The sequence below is a fragment of the Streptomyces sp. NPDC005533 genome, assembly GCF_042871845.1.
GTDB lineage: Bacteria > Actinomycetota > Actinomycetes > Streptomycetales > Streptomycetaceae > Streptomyces.
The window spans coordinates 46,075-66,329 of sequence record NZ_JBIAJH010000037.1; the positions used below are offsets into that span (position 1 = coordinate 46,075).

Here is a 20,255-nt window from a genome sequence, read left to right on the forward strand (position 1 = left end):
CGGTACCTCCCGGGAACGTCACGATTAGGTTAGGCTCGCCTAATTCAGAGGAGCTTAGTCTTTCCCCTTGTCGCTCACAAGGAGGTCCGCATGCGCCTGACCGATCCCGTCTCCGGCCGCGGGGCCGGCCCGGAGCACTCCTTCGCCGCGTACGGACTGCCCGGCGAACCCGGCACCGACGCGTTCTGGGCGGCAGCGCGGACTCCCGCCTCCGTCCAGGCGGACGACGGGCGTTGGGTGACGTTGTTCCTGTGGCGCGGATCCCCGGCGACCATCGGGTTCGAGAGCTGGTCGGAGCCGGTGCCCCTGCGCCGGTGGGGTGGTACGGACTGCTGGTACACCGAGGTCCCCCTGCCCCCGCGGCTGCGCGTGAGCTACCGGTTCCTCGTCGACGGCACGGCACACGCCGACCCCTTCAACCCGGCCGGCGCGGGCGGCGACCGGTCCGTCGCCGCGACCCCCGACGCTCCCGCCCAGCCGCACTGGCCCCTCATCGGCCCCTCGGACGTCCTGCCGCTCCCCCGCACCCGGCTCCGCTGGACCAGCGAACGGCTCGGCGGCCGGCGCACCGTACGGGTCCACCCCGCGGGCGGTGGCGGACCGGTGGTCCTGCTGCTCGACGGGGACGACTGGCTGTACCTCCACCCCGCCGTGACCGCCTTCGACTCGGCCGTCGCCGCGGGCGGGATGCCCCCCGTGACCCTGGTGTTCCTGCCGGTCCGGGACCGGGAGGCCGAGTACGGGTGCCGGCCCGGCCTGTGGGAGGCGGTGCGGGACGAACTGCTGCCGCTGGTGGCGCAGACCGGTCTGCCGGCGGACCGGGACCGTCTGGTGGTCGCCGGGCAGAGCCTCGGGGGGCTGAGCGCGCTGTACGCGGCACTGGAGTTCCCGGACCTGGTGTCCCGGGTCGCCTGCCAGTCGGCGTCGTTGTGGTGGACGCCCGGCCCCCCGGATACGGCGGACCCCCTGGGCGGCCCGGTGGGCGGCGCCCTCGCCGCGCGACTGCGGGAGGGCCCCGACCTGTCCGGGCTGCGGATCGCCTTCGACGTGGGGGAACACGAGACGCGCATGCTGCCCCACTGCGAAGTGGTCGAGGCCCTGACCGAGCGGGCCGGTGCGACCGTACGGGTGTCCCGCTCGGCGTCCGGCCACGACCGCGCGGGGTGGCGGCACGCCCTGCTCAGGGACGTCGCCTGGGCTCTCGGGTAGACCCTCGGGTAGGCCCTCGGCCAGGTCGTCCCCTTCGGAGGCCGCCGCTCAGCGGGCCACCGCCAGGCAGTAGTCCTCGTCGGTGGCGAGGAGGTTGCGGTGGGTGTCCTCGGCGGTGATGACCCCGTCGTCGAGGACGAGGACGCGGTCGGCGGCGTCCAGGAGGGCCGGGCTGCCGGTGATCACCACGGTGGTGCGGCCGCGGCGCAGCTCCGCGATGTTGCGCGCGATGAGCTGCTCCGTGACCGCGTCCACGGCCGTCGTCGGATCGTGCAGGACCAGGATCTCGCTGTCGGCGGCGAGGGCGCGGGCCAGGGACAGCCGTTGGCGCTGTCCGCCGGAGAGGTTCGCACCGCGGTCCCGGACCACGTAGTCGAGCCCTTCGCGGTGGAGGGCGACGACGTCGGTCAGCAGGGAGGCCTCGACCGCCTCCGGAAGCGTGCGGCTGGTGCCCGTCGGATCGATGTTCGTACGGAGGGTGCCGGCGAAGATCTCCGCTTCGTACGGGTTCACCAGCACGTGCTCGCGGACCGCTTCGACCGACAGGTCGGCGAGGTCCTGACCGCCGACCCGCACCACTCCCTCGTAGGCGTCCGGGGGGACCTTGACGGCCAGGATCGAGGCGAGGTCGGCCGCGGCGCGCGGCTGGTAGACGGCGATCGCCACGAACTCGCCAGCCGGGACCCGCACCTCCAGCCCGCGCAGTGCCCCGTACCGGACGCGGTCGATCTCCAGGTCGCCGCCCGCGGCCGGCCGCCCGGCCCCGGAGGCCGCCACCGCCGGGGGCGCCGGCACCAGGGCCATCCGCTCGGCCGAAGCGCGGGCCGTCATCACGTACTTGGGCATGTCCGAGAACATCTTGAGCGGTTCCATGATGAACTGTGCCAGCCCGACGGCCATGACGAGTTCGCCGATGGTGATCCGGCCGTCGAAGGCCAGTCGGCCCGCCGTCAGGGTCACGGAAGCGGCGAGGACGGCGTTGAGGGCCATGGCGGTCCCCGCGTACGCGCCGTTCGCCACGGCCACGGTGACCGCCTGCTGCTTCGCCTCCGTGCTGACCTTCCGGTAGGAGCGGAACGCGGCGTGGTTGCCGCCGAAACCGTGCAGCGGGCGCAGGCCGGTAATCAGGTCGGCGACCTTCGCGCCCGCCCGCGCGACGCGGGCCTGCTGTTCTCGGGTGCTGGAGCCGATCCGTTGGGACATCACGCTCAGGATCGTCAGGATCGCGACGGTGCCCACGATCACCAGCAGGCCGAGCCGCAGGTCGGCCAGTCCCAGGGCGACCGCCGCGATCAGCACGGCGACCAGCGAACTGATCAGCAGCGGCACCACCTCGATGATGTCGGCGGTCTGGTCCGCGTCCTCGGTGGCGATGGTCAGCACCTCGCCGGACTTGAGGTCCACGTCCCCGGCCACCGGCTGGAGTCCGCGGTCCGCGACGCGCACCCGCCAGCGGTGCGCCTCGGTCGTGTTGGCCTTCTGCAGGACGCGCATGCCGAACCGCCACGACAGCGACACGGTCGTGATGATCACGGCCAGCACGGCGATCGCCGCGGCGAGCCCGCCGAGGCTGCGCTCCCCGCGCATCGTGTGCTCGACGATCAGGCCGAGTGCGATGGGGAAGGCGGTCTCACCGGCCTGGTAGAGGCTCATGAGGACGGTGCCCCAGGTCATGGCGCCGACGTTGCGGCGCAGTGCGGTGCGGAGGATGTCGGACCCCGCGCGGGGCCGCTGCGTGTCAGGAGTCTTCATCGAGGTGGCGGGCAATCGCTTCCGGGGTGCGCAGGGTGAACAGGTCACGGATCGTGATCACTGGACCGTACTCGCGGCGGAGCAGCCCGATCAGCCGCACCGCCAGCATGGAGTGTCCTCCCAGGGACACGAAGTCGCTCACCGCGCTCACCTCGTCGTCGTCCAGGTCGAGTGCCTCCGCGAAGTAGGCGCACACGACGTTCTCGGTTTCCGTCTCGGGGCCGCGCTCCATAGCCGTCGTCAGCGCGCCGAGCGGCTTGGCCTCCGGCAGGGCCCGGGTGTCGGCCTTCCCGTTCACGGTCAGGGGGATGGCGTCGACCTGCGCGTAGTGGGTCGGGCGCAGGAAGTCCGGGAGTGCGACGCCCACTTCGGTGGCGACCGCGGCCAGGTCGCCGCCGTCCAGGACGAGGTAGGCGGCCAGCCGGTGGGCGCCGTCGACCTGCGGGTCGGGCTGGGCGACCGCGGCGGCGAACCGTACGGCCGGGTGCGCGGCGAACGCGGCCTCCACCTCGCCGGGTTCGACCCGGTGGCCCCGGATCTTGACCTGCTGGTCGGTGCGGCCGAGGTACGCGAGGTTCCCGTCGGGCCGCCGCAGCACGAGGTCGCCGGTGCGGTACATCCGCTCGCCGGGGGCGCCGAACGGGCAGGCGACGAAACGCTCCGCGGTCTGCCCGGCCCGGCCGAGGTAGCCGCGGGCGATGCCGATGCCCGCCACGTACAGCTCACCGGGGACGCCGTCCGGCAGCGGACGCAGCCACGGGTCCAGCACGTACACGTCGGTGTTGTCGATGGCCACGCCGACCACCGGGTCCGCGCATTCGAAGGTGCCGACGCCGAGCGTGTTGATGGTGTACTCGGTGGGCCCGTACAGGTTGTATCCGACGGTTCCGCCGGTCTCGGCGAGCCGCTGCCACAGGGTCGGGGTGACGGCCTCGCCGCCGAGGAGGACCAGCGCCGGCCGCCGCGACGGGTCGTCGAGCAGTCCTTCGGCCACCAGCTGCTGCGCGTAGGTGGGCGTCACGTTGATGACGTCGATCCCGTGCTCCAGGCAGTACTCGACCAGCCGGGGGGCGTCGCGGCGCAGTTCCTCGTCGCAGATGTGCACCTCGTGGCCGTCGGCGAGCCACAGCAGCTCCTCCCACGACATGTCGAAGGCGAAGGAGACGGTGTGCGCGATGCGGAAGACCCGGTGGCCGTGGTCGGCCAGCACCGGCTCGAAGATCCGGCGCTGGTGGTTGATCAGCATGTTGGTGAGCCCGGCGTATTCGGTCACCACGCCCTTCGGGCGCCCGGTCGATCCGGAGGTGTAGATCGTGTACGCGGGGTGCCGCAGGCGGTCCGGATCGTCCGGGGCGTACGTCACGAAGGGTTCGGCCTCGGGGAGGGGCCGGTCCAGTTCGATCAGGTCGCCGGTCAGCCGGGGGGACACGGCGCTGACGGTGAGGACGACGTCGGGGCGGGCGTCCGCGACGGTCGCCGCGATCCGCTCGTCCGGGTGGTCGAGTTCCAGCGGCACGTACGCGGCGCCGGTGCGCAGCACGGCGAACAGCGCCACGATCGAGTCGGGCGAGCGGGGGATCGCGAGGGCCACCGTGGTCCCGCGGCCGATGCCGCGGCGGGCGAGCACGCCCGCCACCTCGCGGCTGCGGTCCCGGAGGCCGGCGAAGGTCGTGGTCCGGCCGTGGGCGACCAGCGCGACCCGCTGCGGGTCCCGGTCCGCCGCCCGGTCGAAGCGGTCGACGACGGTGTCCGTGCCGATGTCCGTACGGTCGGCCGGGGCGGGCCGCGGTATCAGGCCGGGCAGCGCGCCGAGCGGGCCGGTGCAGCGGGCCAGGCCGTCGAGCACGCGCAGGTAGTCGTCGAGGAGCCGGCGGGCGGCCCGTGTGTCGTGGTCGCGGTACTCCAGCTTGACCGTGAGCCGGTCGCCGGGCGTGACGACCCAGGTGAAGGGGTAGTGCGTGGAGTCGTCGGCGCGCACCGCGGTGATGCCGTGCCGGGCGTTCATCGCGGCGAACGCGTCCATGTCCAGGAAGTTCTGGAGCACGAACAGGTTGTCGAAGAGCGTGTCGTGGCCACTGGCCCGCTGGATCTCGCCGAGTCCGAGGTGCTCGTGCTCCATCGCCGCGACCCGCGCCGCCTGTACGGCCGACAGGTACGCTCCGGCCGTGTCGCCCGGCCGGGCCCGCGTCCACATGGGCACCGTGTTGAGGAGGACGCCGACGATGTCGGACAGGCCCTCGCCCTCGCGGCCGGAGACCGTCACGCCGAACACGGCGTCACCGCGGCCGGTGCGTGCGCCGAGGAGGAGGCCGAAGGCGCCGGTCAGTACGGAGTTCAGCGTGACGCCGTGCGTCCTGGCCGCCTCCCGCAGCAGTTCCGACTCCTCGGTGGAGAGCGTGTGCACGAGCGTGCGGGGCAGGTCGTCGACGAGGACCGGCGCCGGTCCGGCGAGCAGCGTCGGGCCGGGGAGGCCGCTCAGGTGCTCCGCCCAGAAGCGTTCCGCTCCGGCCGCGTCCCTGGCGTCGAGCGCCCGGGCGTAGTCCTCGAAGGCCGGCGTGGCCGGTACCGGGGGCGTCAACTCGCCCGCGAGGGCCGCCTCGTAGGCGTCGAACAGGTCCCGCAGCACGATCTCGCGGGACCAGCCGTCCCACAGCAGCAGGTGGTAGCTCAGCAGGAGGCCGTCACGGCCGTCGGGCCGCCGCACCACGGTCAGCCGGATCAACGGCGGCTCGCCCGGGTCGAATCCGGTGTCCCGGTCGCGGGCGAGCAGGGCCTCGACGTCCGCGTCCGAGGCGAGGGCGAGCGTGCGGACGCCGACCCGCCGACCCGCGGCGAGGACCTGCACGGCGTCGCCGTCGTCGTCCGTGGTGAATCCGGCGCCCACCACCGGGTGCCTCGCGATCACCCACGCCATCGCCTCGTCCAGCGCGTCGGTGTCCAGCCGCCGGTCGAAGGTGAAGAAGCTCTGCGCGACGTAGTGGCCGGCCGGGCCCGCCAGCTGGGCCTGGAAGAACAGACCCCGTTGGAGCGGGGTGACCGGGGCAGTGCGCTCGGTGGTCGCGGCGCCGTCCGCGATGCGTTCCAGTGCCCGCCGCCAGTACCCGGTGATCTCGTCGGGTACCCCCTCGACGAGGGCGAAGGCCGCGTGCAGGCTGCCGGTGGCCGCGTCGGTCCAGGCGTTGACCTCGACGGCGTACGGGCTGCCCGGGTCCGCGCCGGTGAGGTGCAGGGCCTGCGACTCGTCGCCCCGGCCGAGGTAGTTGAACAGCACCTGCGGGTGGGCGGACAGCAGGGGGGCGGTCTGCGGGTTGAGGTACCGGAGCTGTCCGTAGGCGACGTGCGCGTGCTCGTCCGGCTGGCGTTCGGCCAGCTCGCGGGCGGCCGCCACCGGGTCGGTGTGCGCGCTGAGCCGTACGGGCGCGATGGCGGTGAACCAGCCGACCGTACGGGTGTAGTCGTGGTGGGGCAGCGCCGGGACCCGGCCGTGCCGTTCCAGCTCGACGGCGAGATCGGTGGGCGTGGGCTGTACGTGGGTCAGGGCGGTGCGCAGCGCGCCGCACAGCAGCTCGGTGAGCCCGACGCCGAGTGCGGCGGGCGCGGCACGGGTGACGAGGTCGCCGATGTCGGGCGGGACCACGACGGTGGTCTCGCGGCGCGGCCCCTCGACGGCGGGCAGGAGCGGGGGCGCCTGGAGGGTGGTGATCCAGTGTCCGAGGTCGTCGCTCACGTGGGCGGACCGGGCCGCGAGGGCCTCCGCGTATGCGGCGTAGGGGGTGGTCGGCGGTGCGAGGGGCGTGCCGCGCAGGCCGGCGGCCAGGTCGTCGAGGAGGATCCGCCAGGACACGGCGTCGACGGCGAGGTGGTGCACGGTGACCACCAGGGTCCGGGTGGGCTCCAGCCAGGTGAAGGCGATGACCTCCCCGGCCTCGGGGTCGAGCCGATCGACGGCCTCGTGCGCGGCGGTCGTGGCCGCGGTCGCGGTCGCGGTCGCGGTCGCGGTCGCGGTCGTGGCCGCGGTCGTGGCGTCCGTCGCCCGTTCGGTCGTCGGGTCGGTGGCGCCGGTGGCGTCCGCCCGTACGACGGTGACCGCGCGGACGGGATCGGTGCGCAGGGCCCACACCCCGTGCTCGACGCGCAGCCGCAGCCGCAGGGCGGGGTGGGCCGCCACGACGGCTTCCGCGGCCCGCCGGGCGTCGGCGAAGCCGGTGCCCTCGGCCGCCACGAGCGCCCTGGCCTGGGCGAAACGGGCGAGGGAGCCGCCCAGTTCTCGCCGGCGCAGGATGATCGGTGTGGGGGTCAGCGGCCCGTCCTCGCGGACGGCGGCCGCGGGGGCCGTCTGCGGGGTCTGCGGGGTGTTCGTCGCCAGGTGTTCGGCGAGGGCGCGGGGTGTCCTGAGCAGGAACACGTCTCGTGGCGCGAGCGCGAGGCCGAGTGCCCGGGCCCGGTTGACGACGGTGATGGCGAGGATGCTGTCGCCCCCGGCCCGGAAGAAGTCGCAGTCCCCGTCCACGGCGACACCGGGCAGCGTGTCGGTGAAGACGCCGACCAGCGCGGCGAGCGCCGAGCCGGTCGCGGCCACCGGGGTGTCGTGGTGCGCGGCCCGCTCGGCCAAGGCCCTGCGGTCCAGTTTGCCGTTGACCGTCAGCGGCAGCGCGTCGATGGGGAGGACCAGGCCGGGGACCATGTGCGCGGGCAGCTTCGCGGACAGGAGACGGGTGAGCGCGGCGGCGTCGTCGGGCAGGCGCCCCACGACGTGCGCGACGAGGTGGTCGCCGCCGTCCGCCACGGTCACGGCGACGTCGACCACGCCGTCGAGCTCCCTGATCGCGGACTCCACCTCGCCGAGCTCGATGCGGAAGCCCTTGAGCTGCACCTGGTCGTCGGCGCGGCCGACGAACTCCAGCTCGCCGTCGAGGGTGCGGCGGGCGAGGTCGCCCGTGTGGTACATGCGGGAGCCGCCGCCCGCGAAGGGGTCCGCCACGAACCGGCCCGCGGTGAGTCCCGGCCGGCCCAGGTAGCCGAGCGACACCTGGTCGCCGGCGACGTAGACGGCGCCCACCCGACCCGGCGGGACGGGCCGGAGCCGGTCGTCGAGGAGGTGGGTGACCAGGCCGGGGATCGGGGCGCCGATCGGGCTGACCTCATCGCCGTGCCCGAAGTCCCGATCGGTCAAGATGCGATGGGTGACGTGCACGGTGGTCTCGGTGATGCCGTACATGTTGACCAGCTCGGGCGTGGCGGTGCCGTGCCGCTCGACCCAGCCGCGCAGCCGGCCGAGGTCGAGCGCCTCGCCACCGAAGACGATCCGGCGCAGCGCGGGGAGCGGCTGGCCGGCCCGCCGGTCGGCCTCGATGAACTGGTGGAAGGCCGAGGGGGTCTGGTTGAGCACGGTCACGGCGCGCTCGCGCACCAGCCGGTGGAAGTCCACCGGGGAGCGGGTGAGCGCGTAGTCCGGCACCAGCAGCTCGGCGCCGTGCGTGAGCGCGCCCCACAGCTCCCAGACCGCGAAGTCGAAGGAGTACGAGTGGAACTGGACCCACACGTCGTGCGGGCCGAAGTCCATGTCGGGCCGGGTGTTCGCGAGCAGGGTCACCACGCCGGAGTGCGGGACGACGACCCCCTTCGGCCTGCCGGTCGAGCCGGACGTGTAGATCACGTACGCGGGATCGTGCCAGCCCGCCTCGGCCGCGGGCGCGGCGGCCGGGTGGGCGGCGGCGGTGGGGTCCTGCGGCGCCTGGTCCCCCTGCACGAGGACGCGGGCCGGCACGCCCGCCCGGTGCAGCAACCGTACGAAGCGGTCCCGCTGTTCCCGGTCCACGAGCACGACCTGCGGTGCGGCGTCCGCGAGGACGTACTCCAGCCGTTCGTCCGGGTACGCGAGGTCGAGGGGTACGTACGCGCCGCCCGCGGTGACGACGGCGACGAGCGCGACGACCTGCTCCAGGGAGCGGGGCACGGCGACGGCGACCCGTTCGCCCGGACCGACGCCGGCCGCGCGCAGCACTGCGGCCAACTCGTCCTTCGCAGCGGTCAGTTCCCCGTAGGTCAGGGACCGGACGGCGCCGTCGAGTGCGCACTGGGTGACGGCGGTCCTGGCCGGGTCCCGGTGCGCGGCGGCGTCGAAGAGCGCGCCCAGGGTCGTGGGGGTGATCCGCTGCGGGCGCCGGGCGTTCTCGGGTGCGAGGTCGTCGACCAGGTCGTCCGGGCGGGTGAGCAGACCGGTGAGGGTGTGGGTGAAGGTCCGCAGGATCGCGCGTGCGCTCGACTCCCGCAGCAGCGCGCCGTCGTGGATGAGGTTGAAGCGCGCCCGGCCGTCGCGGGCGCGTTCGACCACGAGCGTCAACGGGTAGTGCGGGGCGCCTTCGTTGACGATTCCGGTGACGGCCAGGGTGTCGTCGGGTCCCCGCAGTGCTGCCACGTCGGTCGCTACGTCGAAGACGACCAGGGTGTCGAAGAGCGGTCCGGCGCCGACCTGGCGGCCGATGCGCGCCAGCGAGACGTGCTGGTGCGCCAGCACCGCGCTCTGGTGTTCCCGTACGGAGGCGAGCAGCTCGCGTGCCGTGGTGTGCGCGGTCCACCGGGCGCGCACGGGAACGGTGTTGATGAACAGGCCCACCATGTCGGCGATGCCGGGCACGTCCGCGTCCCGCCCGGACACCGTGGAGCCGAACACGACGTCCCTGCCGTACGGGTGCGTGCCGCGCGCAGCCGTGCCGTGCAGGACGCCGTCCAGCGTCACCGCCCAGGCGCTGTGCACGGCCACGCTCAGCGGCACACCGGCGGCGCGGACGGCCTCGTCGATGTCGTCCTCGGGCTCCACGGCCCTGTCGGCGAACCGGTCGGAGGGCGTGTGCCCCTCGGCGACCAGCGAGGGGCCGGGCAGCTCGGCGAGCTGCTCGCGCCACACCCGGTCGCTCTCGTCCTCGTCGCGCCCGGCGAGCCAGTGCACGTAGTCGGCGAAGCCGCCGAGCGGGTGCACGGTGCCGGGTGCGTGGTACTCGGCCAGCAGGGCGCGGAGCATCGGCGGCACCGACCAGCCGTCGGCGATGACGTGGTGCACGGTCTGCACCAGGACGCTGCGGTCGGCGCCCGCGCGGACGAGCGTGTACCGCATCAGCGGTCCGGTGGCCAGGTCGAAGCCCGCGCGACGGTCCCGCTCGGCGAGGTCGCGCGTCTCCTCGTCGGTGATGCCGGGGCGGTCCAGCGTGGTGAACGGGGCTTGCGCGCCGCTCTCCAGTACGGAGACCACCCGGCCGTCGGCGAGGGCGGTGAACCGCGCGGCCAGGTTGGGGTAGAGCGTGAGCAGACGGGTGGCGGCCGCCGCGAGCCGCGCGGGGTCCACCTCCCCCTCCAGGGTCAGCAGCTGCTGCTCCACGTAGCTGCCCGCGGAGTCGTCGTCGAAGACCGAGTGGAAGTACAGGCCCTCCTGCAGCGGGGTCAACGGCAGGACGTCCCGCAGCGCCGGGCCGTCCAGGTCGTCGACGTCGGCCTGGGTGAGCTGCACCAGGGGGAAGTCGCTGGGAGAGTGGCCGCCCTGGTCGAGTGCGGCCAGCCCGGTCAGGGCCTCCCGGAGGTACCGGCAGATGGTGGCGACGTCCTCGTCGGTGAACATCCCGTCGGGCCAGGAGACGGTGGTGGTCAGTTCGTACGCGCCGGCCGACGAGGCGGGTTCGGCGACGGCGTTGAACTCCAGGGCGCGCGGCAGACGCATCCGCGCGTCCCGTCGCTCCCCCAACTGGCCTATTCCGCGCGCAAGTTCCCAGTCCCCGGAGGCTGCGGTGTCGAAGCGGCCCAGGTAGTTGAACAACACCTGGGGCGGGGGTGCGTCGGACCCGGTGCCGCCGCCCAGGTACCGCAGGACGCCGTAGGAGAGGCCGTTGCCCGGGACCCGGGCGAGGTCCTCCTTGACCGCTTTGAGGGCGGCGGCCAGGTACGCGGGGGCGGTGAGGTCCGCCGCCGGGCCCGGGTCGACGGTCACCGGGAAGAGGGTGGTGAACCAGCCGACGGTCCGGGAGAGTTCGGGTTCGAGGCCTGCGGTCCGCGCGACGAGGTGCCCTTCGCGGCCGTGGCCCTCCAGTTCGATGTGCGCGAACGTCTGGTCCTGTCCGAGGTCGCGGCGCCACCGGGCGAGGGTGACGGCGAGCGCGGTGAGCAGTACGTCGTTGACGCCCGCGTGGAACCTGGCGGGGATCTCGCCCAGCAGGGCGGCCGTGACCTCGGGGCCGACCGAGACGGTCGTCACCCGCTCCCGCTCGACGGTGTCGGTCGCGGCCGGCGCGCGCCTGCCCACCGGCGCGTCGGGCCCCGGCAGGGGGCGCCGGTAGTGGGCGCGGTCGGCGTCGAACGCCGTGCGCTCCAGCAACTGTGTCCAGCGCCGGAACGACGTGCCCACCGGGGGCAGTGTGACGGGCTCGCCCGAGGCGAACCGCTGCCACGCCGTGGCGAGGTCCTCCCGCAGGATCCGCCAGGACACGCCGTCGATGACCACGTGGTGGACGACGACGACCAGTTGGCGTGCCGTCCGGCGCCAGACGGCCCGCAGCATCACGCCGTTGTCCGGGTCCAGCCCGGCGGTGGCGAGGGCGACGCACGCGTCGAGCGGCAGGTCGTCCTCCTCCTGCCACCCCGCCCGGGTGCCGTCGGCCCCCGGGATGTCGAAGCTCCAGTGGTCGCCGCGCACCAGCCGGGCGCGCAGCATGTCATGCCGTGCGACGACGGCGGTGAGGATCTCGTCGAGGGCGTCGGCGGTCAGGTCGGCCGGGGTGTTCAGCACCACCGACTGGACGAAGCCGTCGATGGCGTCGGTGGTCTCGCCGAGCCATCGCACGACGGGTGAGCCGGTGACGGAGCCGGTCGCGACGTCGCCGTGGTCCGCGGCGGCCGCGCCCTCGCGGCTCGCCACCGCCGCCAGCGCGCCGATGACGCTGTGGGTGAAGATCTGCCGGGGCGTGACGTGCAGGCCCACGGTGCGCAGTGCGCTCAGCAGCGAGATGGCCAGGAGGCTGTCTCCGCCGAGCCGGAAGAAGTCCTGGTCGACGCCGACCTCGTCGCGTCGCAGCAGCGCCGCGACCGCCGCGCACACCAGGCGTTCGTTCTCGGTGGTCGGCGCGGCGAGCGGGCCCGTCGTGAGGTCGGGTTCCGGCAGCGCGCCACGGTCGAGCTTGCCGTTCGCGGTGAGGGGGAACTCCTTCATCACGACGATGTGGGTGGGCACCATGTACGCGACCATGTGCGCGGCGGCCCACGCCCTGACCTCGTCCGCCCGCAGGTCCTCGCTGCCGGCGGCCGGGATCACGTACCCCACGAGGTAGGTGCCGCCGGTCGTGTTCTTCTTCGCGAGGACGCAGGTGTGGCGCACGTCGGGGTGTTCGGCGAGGCCGATCTCGACGTCCTCGAGCTCCAGGCGCATGCCGCGGATCTTGATCTGGTTGTCGGCGCGGCCGAGGAAGTCCAGCGAGCCGTCCGGGGCGAAGCGTGCGAGGTCGCCGGTCCGGTACAGCCGGGATCCGTCGCCGGCGAAGGGGTCGGCGACGAAGCGTGAGGCGGTCAGGCCGGGCGCGCCCACGTATCCGCGTCCCAGGAGGAAGCCTCCGACGTACAGTTCGCCGCGGACCCCGACAGGGACCGGGCGCAGTTCCTCGTCCAGGACGTACAGCCGGGTGTTGGGGTTGGCCTTGCCGATCGACGTCGACAGGCGTTCGGCGGCGCCCCGGTAGACGACGTGCGAGACGCCGATCGTCGTCTCGGCGGGGCCGTAGCCGTGGTACATGGGTATGTCGAGCCGGGTGCGGAACCGTTCGTACAGCTCCGGGGTCAGCACCTCGCCGCCGCACCACACGTGCCGCAGGCTGTCGAGCCGTCCGGAGTCGCCGGCGATCTCCAGCAGTACGTCGAGCATGGACGACACGAGGTAGGTGAAGGTGACGCGCTGTTCGGCGATCACGTCGAGGAGGTGGTGCGGGTCGCGTTCGCCGCCCGGGCGCAGGACGACCAGTCGGCCGCCGGACACCAGGGGCAGGAAGATCTCGTTGACGGAGATGTCGAAGGACACGGGTGCCTTGAACAGGGAGGCGTCGTCGTGGCCGAAGCCCAGGATCTCGTCGACCTGCCACAGCAGGCGCTCGCTGATCGCTTCGTGCCGGATCATCGCGCCCTTGGGCCGGCCGGTCGAACCGGACGTGAAGATGACGTAGGCGAGCGCGTTGCCGGGGACGGTGATCCCGGTGCCGTCGCCCGGGTGGGAGCCGTACCTCCAGTCGTCGAGGTCGACGACCGCGGCGGGCGGTTCGTCAGGGTCGTGCTCGCCCGGGCCGGTCAGCTGCAGGACGACGCGGGCGTCGTCGACGACGACGGCCCGGCGTGCTGCGGGCCACTCCGGGTCGAGGGGGACGAACGCGGCCCCCGCCTGGAGCACGGCGAGCAGGCCGATCACCATGTCGGCGGAGCGGTTCAGGGAGATGCCGACGACCTGTTCGGCGGTGATGCCGTGGTCGATCAGGTGGCACGCCAACTGGCTGGCCAGTCGCGCAGTCTGACCATACGTCAGCGAGCGGTGTCCGTCGACGACGGCGACGGCGTCCGGCCTGGTCCGGGCCCGCTCGTGGAACATCTCCACGATGGTCGGGCGGACCCGGTCCGCCCCGGTGTCGTTCCACTCGGCGAGGCGCGCGAGCCGCGCCGCCGCACTGGACGGGGCGATGGCGGCGAGGGTCCGGTCCGGGAAGTCGGCCAGGTCGTCCAGCGCGAGCTGCGCGTCGCCCACCGCGACGCCTTCGGGGACGGCGATGCTCCGGCCGTCCGCGCCGACCTCCCAGCCGGGGGCTTCGGCACCGCCGTGGTCGGCCAGGCCGAGGACGTCGGCGAACGGGGTGTCGGGGGTGAGTACCGTGCCGTCCGGGCTGCTGCCCGTCGCCCAGTACGCCAGCGCGATGGCGCACGCGCGGGCGATGGTGCGGTCGCAGTGGTCGCCTGTTCGTCGGCGCACGCCGGCCAGGCGCGTGGGAGAAAGCCGCACGAGACGAGCGGTCGGTTCCGTCATCGAAGACTCAACGCCCCTTCACAGTCCACAAGTCGGCCCACCCGGATCGGGGTGGGCTAGCTGCTCTCGCGCCAGGCCCGCCACAGGCGCGCGTACCGGCCGCCGAGGGCCACCAGCTCGTCGTGCGTGCCGTGCTCGACGACGCGTCCCGCGTCGAGCACGGCGATCCGGTCCGCTGCCATCGCCTGCGTCAGCCGGTGCGCCACGAACAGCGTGGTCCGGCCCGCGCACGCGGCGAGCACCGCCCGTTCCAGCTCGGCCGCCCCCTCGCTGCCCGCTTCCGCCGTGGACTCGTCGAGCACCACCACCGGGGAGCGGCCCAGCACCAGCCGGGCCAGGGCGATCTGGGTGACCTTGGTGACGTCCAGGCGCTCGCCGCCCTCGCCGACCAGGGTGTGCAGTCCGTCGGGCAGCGCGTCGACCCATCCGTCGGCGCCGACGGTGCGCAGGGCGGCCGTCAGCTCGGCGTCGGTCGCCTCCGGCGCGGCCAGCCGCAGGTCGTCGGCGAGCGCGCCGGAGAACACGTGCGTCTCCTGCGTCAGGATGCTCACCAGGGCCCGCGCGCCGGCCTCGTCCAGAGCGGCGAGGTCGGTCGGCCCGATGCGCACCGATCCGGCCTGGGGGGTCCCGATGCCCGCGATCAGCGCGGCCAGGGTCGACTTGCCGGCGCCCGTCGCCCCCACGAGGGCGAGCGAACCGCCGGCCGGAATCATCAGGTCGACGTCCCGGAGGACCGGCTCCTCGGTGTCGGGATAGCGGAACGTGAGCCCCTCCACCCGGACCGGGTACGGCGCGTCGAGCGCCGGTGTGACGCCCGGGGCACCGACCAGCCGGTCCGCCGCGTCCTCCCCCAGCACCCCGACCAGCCGGGTCAGGCTCGCGCCCGACTTCTGCGCCTCGTCGAAGGTGAACATGATGGAGCCCAGCGGGGTGAACAGCCGGTGGAACAGCAGCGGGGCCGCGGACACCTCGCCCAGGCTGGCCGCGTCGGCCTCCAGCAGGGCGTACCCCACCACGATGATCAGGGCCAGGCCGATGAACTCGGCGCGGTTCTCCCGGCCGACGAACCGGCCGAAGAGCCGGAACACCTCGATGCCGAGTTCGCGCACCCGCCACGATTCGCTGGTGACCTTCTCGCGGAAGGCTCCCTCCAGGCGGTACGCCCGGACCGTGTCGATCCCGTTGAGCCCGCTGATCAGGGCCTGCGCCCGATCGGCCTGGACCGCGCGCTGCCGGCGGTAGAGCGGGGCGGACCGGGGCAGGTACCAGCGCAGGGCCAGCGCGTACGCGGGGAGCGCGCCGGCCCCCGCCAGGCCGAGCCGCCAGTCGAGGCCGAACATGCCGAGCGTGGCGATGACCACCAGCACGCCCGCCGAGAACACCGTGGGGACGGCCGTACGGATGCCCCGGGACAGGACGGCCACGTCGTCGCCGACCCGGGACAGCACGTCTCCCCGGCCGACCTGCTCGACGCGTGCGCTCGGCATCCCCAGCACCGCCCGTACGGCGCCTTCGCGCAGCCGGGCGAGCAGATCCGCGCCCAGCCGCCCGACCAGGTAGGTCGACAGGGCGGTGGCCGCCGCGCCGAGCAGCGCGGCGGCCACCATCAGCACCCCCGTCGTGACCAGGACGGAGCGCGACGCGCCCGCCACCACGCCGTCCACGACCCGGCCGAGCAGCAGCAGCGGGAGTACCTGGAGCGCCGCCCCGGCCACCGTGGTGAGCACGGTGGCGGCCGTCAGCCAGGGCACCTCGCGGCAGTGCGCCGTGACCCAGCGGGTGGCCTCGCGCCCGGTCGTCGTGCGCAGGGTCGAGGGGGCGGGGCGCGCGTCGGTGCTCACACGCGGCCGACCGACGTGACGAGTTCGTCGATCGCGTACGGCAGGGACAGCAGTGTGCCCTGGGACATGGCCGCGCCGACGGCCGGGCCCTCGCTGTCCGGCAGGTACGACACCTTGCCGTTCTTGACCGCGGCCAGGTTGGCGAACAGCTCGAACTTCTTGAGTGCCTCGGTGTCGGCCTTGTCGTTGATGACGAAGATGCGGTCGACGTCGACGAGGTCCATGCGCTCGGGGGAGAGCGTGGTGTAGAACTTGCCGTCGGCGATCTTGTCGATCTCGGTCTGGTACCTGAAGCCGGTGCCCGTCACCAGGCGTCCGCGGACGTCGGTGGAGGTGAAGGGGGCCGCCGAGTCCTTGTACCAGGACAGCGCGACGGCGGTCTGGTTCGCGAACTCGGGGTGGGCCTTCTTGGCCGTGTCGAGCTTGTCCTGGATGCCCTTCACCAGCTCGATGCCCTTGGACTCCTGGCCGAGCGCCTTGGCGATGTGGACCGCGTTGTCCTGCCAGGGGGCGCTGAACGGCTCCTTCTCGGCCTTGGTGCGGCCGACCGTCGGGGCGATCTTGGAGAGCTTGTCGTAGGCGGCCTGGTCGATCTCGGAGTAGACCGCGACGATCAGGTCGGGCCGGAGTGCGGCGATCTTCTCGTAGTTGGGGCCGGTGTCGCCGTTGTTCATGACGACCTCGGGGCGGGTGTCGCCCCACTTCTCCTGCACCCACGGCCACTGGGTGTTGATGTCGGGGCTCGTGCCCGGCGGGTTCGGGTACTGGTCGACCATGCCGACCGGCTTGATGCCGAACGCCAGGACGGCCTGGTCGTCGGTGTAGCCGACGCAGACGACCCGCCGGGGGGCCTGGGTGACCTTCGTGGATCCGAACGCGTGCTCCACGGTGACCGGGAAGGTGCCGGCCGCGGCGGCGGGGGCGTCTTCGCCCTTGGTGTCGGCCGGGTCCTCGGAGCCGGAACCGCAGCCGGCCAGGAGGCCGAGGCCGAGGGCCGCAGCGGACAGTACCGCCGTCAGCCGGGTCCGGGAGTGGGTACGAGTCGTTCGCTGGAGAAGCATCCGCAATCCCTTGCTTTCGTGCCGTCCGCTGCGCCCCCGCCCGAGGGCAGGCACACCGTAGCGCGCTCAAGTGAGGCTAGCCTAGCCTTACTTGACCCGGAAGTGTGTCCGATCTATCCGATCTGGTCGGGTCGGCCGGGCCGGGCGTGGGTGCGGCCGATGGGCACGATGAGCGGCCGGTCCCCCACCGGATCCTCGATCACCTCGGCGCGCAGCCCGAAGGCCTCGTGCAGCAACTCGGCGGTGATCACGTCCCGTGGGTGCCCCTGCGCCAGGATCGACCCGGCCCTCATCACGATGAGGTGGTCGCTGTAGCGCGCAGCCAGGTTGAGGTCGTGCAGCACCATGACCACGGTGCATCCCGACTCGTGCAGGTCGTCCACCAGGTCCAGTACGTCGATGGCGTGCGCCAGGTCCAGGAAGGTGGTCGGCTCGTCCAGCAGGAGCAGGTCGGTGCCCTGGGCCAGCGTCATCGAGATCCAGACGCGCTGGCGCTGGCCGCCGGACAGCGCGTCCACCGGACGGTCCGCCAGGTCGGACACCCCGGTCATGGCCAGCGCCCGTTCCACGACGGCGGCGTCGTCCGACGACCACTGGCGCAGCCAGCTCTGGTGCGGGTGGCGACCCCGGGCGACCAGGTCGGCCACGGTGAGCCCGTCCGGTGCGACCGGCGCCTGCGGCAGCAGGCCCAGCTTCTTCGCCACGTCCCGGGTCCGGAGCGTGGCGATGTCCTCGCCGTCCAGGACGACCGAGCCCTTCGTCGGCCTGAGCAGCCGCGACAGGGTCCGCAACAGGGTCGATTTGCCACAGCCGTTGGAGCCGATGATCGTGGAGATCACCCCGGGCGGGATCGCCACGTGGAGGTCGTCGATGACGCTCCGGCCGCCGTACCCGACCGTGACCCCTCTGGCCCCCAGCCGGGAGGTCTCCTGACCCCCGGACGCGGTCCCGTTGATGTGCGATACGGCCACGGTTCCCCCTGGATCACCTGAACTGGACGTGCCTGCATACGAGTCGGTCAACGGAGGTTCGCCCGCACCAGGAGATGGACCAGGAAGGGGCCGCCGATCGCGGCGGTGACCACGCCGACCGGAAGGCTGATCGGCAGGGCCGTACGCGCGACCAGGTCGGCGCCGGTCAGCAGCAGGGCCCCGAAGACGCCGGAGGCCACCATCGGCGGTGTCGGGCACCTCAGCAGACGCATCGCCACCTGCGGCGCGACCAGGGCGACGAACGGGACGGGGCCCGCCGCGCCCACCGCCACGCCGGCCAGCAGGACCGCGCACAGCAGCAGGACCGCCCGGACGGCCGAGTACCGGACGCCGAGGCCCGCGGCCACCTCGTCGCCGAGGTGCATCGGTTTGAACTGGAACGCGGCGCACGCCACGACGACCGTCAGCCCGAGCGTGCCCCAGAGCGCCACCCGGATGTCGTCCCACGAGCGGTTGTCCAGCGAGCCGATCAGCCATGCCTGGGCCCGGGCCACGTCCCTGATGTCGGCCCGGACCAGCAGCCAGGTCGTGGCGGCCTCCATCACGGCGCTCACCGAGATGCCGATGAGGATGAGCCGGAAGCCGTCGATCCCGCGCCGCCAGGCCAGGAAGTACACGAGGAGCCCCGTACCGAGACCGCCCGCGAGCGCCGCCCCCGACAGGCCGACGGAGCCGACGACCGCCTCGGTGGTCCCGCCCGACACCGTCACCAGCAACACAGCGACCGCGCCGGCGCCCCCGGTGATGCCCAGGATGTCGGGGCCGGCCAGCGGGTTGCGCGCGATCGACTGCGTGATCGCCCCGGACACCCCCAGCGCGATGCCCACGACGCATCCGGCCAGGGCCCGCGGCATCCGCAGGTCCATGATCACGAACTCGTCGACCTGCTCGCCCCGGCCGAGGATCGTGGCGATCACCCGGGGCAGGCCGACGGGGAAGTCCCCGACAGCGAGGGACAGGCAGAACACCAGGAACGTCGCCGCCGCCAGCAGCAGGGTGACGCACACCATCCACGGCCGCCAGACGAACGACACCCGGCCGAGCCGGACGCCCGGCGCCAGCGCCGCCCTCACGACCTCGACCTGCACCGCTTCCCCTTCCACGTGGGCCCCGTTCACGCGCTCTTGAACTTTCCGCTCCACACCAGGACCGCGAAGAACGGGGCACCGAGCAGGGCCACCACGACACCGGCGTCCAGCTCACCGGGCCGCACCAGCAGCCGCCCCGCGATGTCGCAGACCAGGAGGACGACGGCCCCGAGCAGACCCGCGTACGGGACCAGCCAGCGGTAGTCCGGCCCGGTCAGGTACCGGGCCACGTGGGCCACCATGAGGCCGAGGAAGGCGATGGGCCCGCAGGCCGCCGTCGCCGCTCCCGCCAGCAGCGTGACGGCGACGATGCCCACGGCCCGGGTCAGCGCGATGTTGACGCCCAGCCCGCGCGCCACGTCGTCGCCGAGGTTGAGCAGGTTGACGGCGGGCAGCGTGGTCAGGGCCAGCACCAGCCCGACGGCGACGAACGCGGACACCGGCCGGATGACGTCGAATCCGACGCCGGCCACCGAGCCCGCGTTCCAGAAGCGCAGCGCGTTCAGCGAGGCCTGGTCCGACAGGGCGACCGCGGTGGTCATGGCGGCCAGGAACACGGTGATCCCCTGCCCGGCCAGGGCCAGCGTCAGCGGATTGCCGGCGCCCCGGCCGATGCTCGCCAGCCCGAACACGACGACACCGGCGACCGCCGCGCCCAGGAAGGCGAACCACACGTACTGGAACGGGCCGGCGAAGCCGAACACGGCGATCACCGTCACCACCGCGAAGGAGGCGCCGGCGTTCACCCCGAGCAGACCCGTGTCGGCGATCGGGTTGCGCGTGTACCCCTGGATCAGGGCCCCGCCGACGCCCAGGGCCATCCCCGCCACGACCGCGAGGACCGTCCTGGGCACGCGTACGGTCCGCACGATGAGCCTGATCTCGGTGAGCCGCCGGTCCGGGTCCGGGGCCCCCGTCAGCCCCTGCCACACTTCGGCCGGGCTGAGCGCGCGGGCACCGACGGCCAACGACACCACCACCGCGGCCAGCAGGATCGCCAGAAGCGCCAACGACCCCGCAATGCGGCGCCTGCGGGGCGCCGTCGCCCCCTTGGGCGCGGGACGCGCCACTGTAGTCGTGCCCATGTCGCTGTACGCCATCCCCTTCGCTCCCCCGGCGAACCCGTCGGTGGCACCCGCCCCCAGGCGGTCCACGTGCGGTCGGACCGGTCCGTGTCCCGGCTAGGTCGTCTCTTTCGGATCTTGCCGGTCAAGCCCGCGTCGTCCGGTGCCGTGCATCGGCGTGTTGGCGGGGCGCCCTTGTACTGGACGTAC

8 protein-coding genes are annotated in these 20,255 nt (G+C 73.4%); 1 reads left to right on the plus strand and 7 read right to left on the minus strand.

Translation table 11 applies throughout. The features are described from left to right. The first annotated feature begins 90 nt into the window (after window positions 1–90). Window positions 91–1,209: an alpha/beta fold hydrolase gene (locus ACFYP3_RS29035; RefSeq protein WP_388838648.1), complete on the plus strand. Its 1,119-nt coding sequence runs from the start codon at window positions 91–93 to the stop codon at window positions 1,207–1,209. Between the two features lie 48 nt (window positions 1,210–1,257). Here the strand turns inward: ACFYP3_RS29035 and ACFYP3_RS29040 are convergent, their stop codons facing one another. The 7 genes from ACFYP3_RS29040 to ACFYP3_RS29070 form a co-directional block, all read right to left on the minus strand. After that, window positions 1,258–2,961, minus strand: a complete 1,704-nt coding sequence (locus ACFYP3_RS29040; RefSeq protein WP_388838651.1) for an ABC transporter ATP-binding protein — start codon at window positions 2,959–2,961, stop codon at window positions 1,258–1,260. Next, a complete protein-coding gene (locus ACFYP3_RS29045) occupies window positions 2,948–13,999 on the minus strand; it encodes an amino acid adenylation domain-containing protein (protein WP_388838654.1) in 11,052 nt (3,683 codons plus the stop codon). Before ACFYP3_RS29045 ends, ACFYP3_RS29040 begins: the two co-directional genes overlap by 14 nt. 56 nt (window positions 14,000–14,055) lie before the next feature. Beyond that, window positions 14,056–15,840, minus strand: coding sequence for an ABC transporter ATP-binding protein (locus ACFYP3_RS29050; protein WP_388838657.1), 1,785 nt, complete (start codon window positions 15,838–15,840; stop codon window positions 14,056–14,058). Beyond that, complete coding sequence (locus ACFYP3_RS29055; protein WP_388838660.1) at window positions 15,837–16,901, minus strand: iron-siderophore ABC transporter substrate-binding protein; 1,065 nt, start codon at window positions 16,899–16,901, stop codon at window positions 15,837–15,839. The genes ACFYP3_RS29050 and ACFYP3_RS29055 overlap by 4 nt, the downstream gene beginning before the upstream one ends. Before the next feature lie 113 nt (window positions 16,902–17,014). Further along, entirely contained in the window at window positions 17,015–17,872 is an 858-nt protein-coding gene (locus tag ACFYP3_RS29060; protein ID WP_388838663.1) for an ABC transporter ATP-binding protein, read from the minus strand. Between the two features lie 47 nt (window positions 17,873–17,919). Next, window positions 17,920–19,011: a FecCD family ABC transporter permease gene (locus ACFYP3_RS29065; protein ID WP_388838666.1), complete on the minus strand. Its 1,092-nt coding sequence runs from the start codon at window positions 19,009–19,011 to the stop codon at window positions 17,920–17,922. After that, on the minus strand, window positions 19,008–20,066 hold the full coding sequence (locus ACFYP3_RS29070; protein ID WP_388838678.1) for a FecCD family ABC transporter permease: 1,059 nt from the start codon (window positions 20,064–20,066) through the stop codon (window positions 19,008–19,010). Before ACFYP3_RS29070 ends, ACFYP3_RS29065 begins: the two co-directional genes overlap by 4 nt. Window positions 20,067–20,255 lie beyond the last annotated feature (189 nt).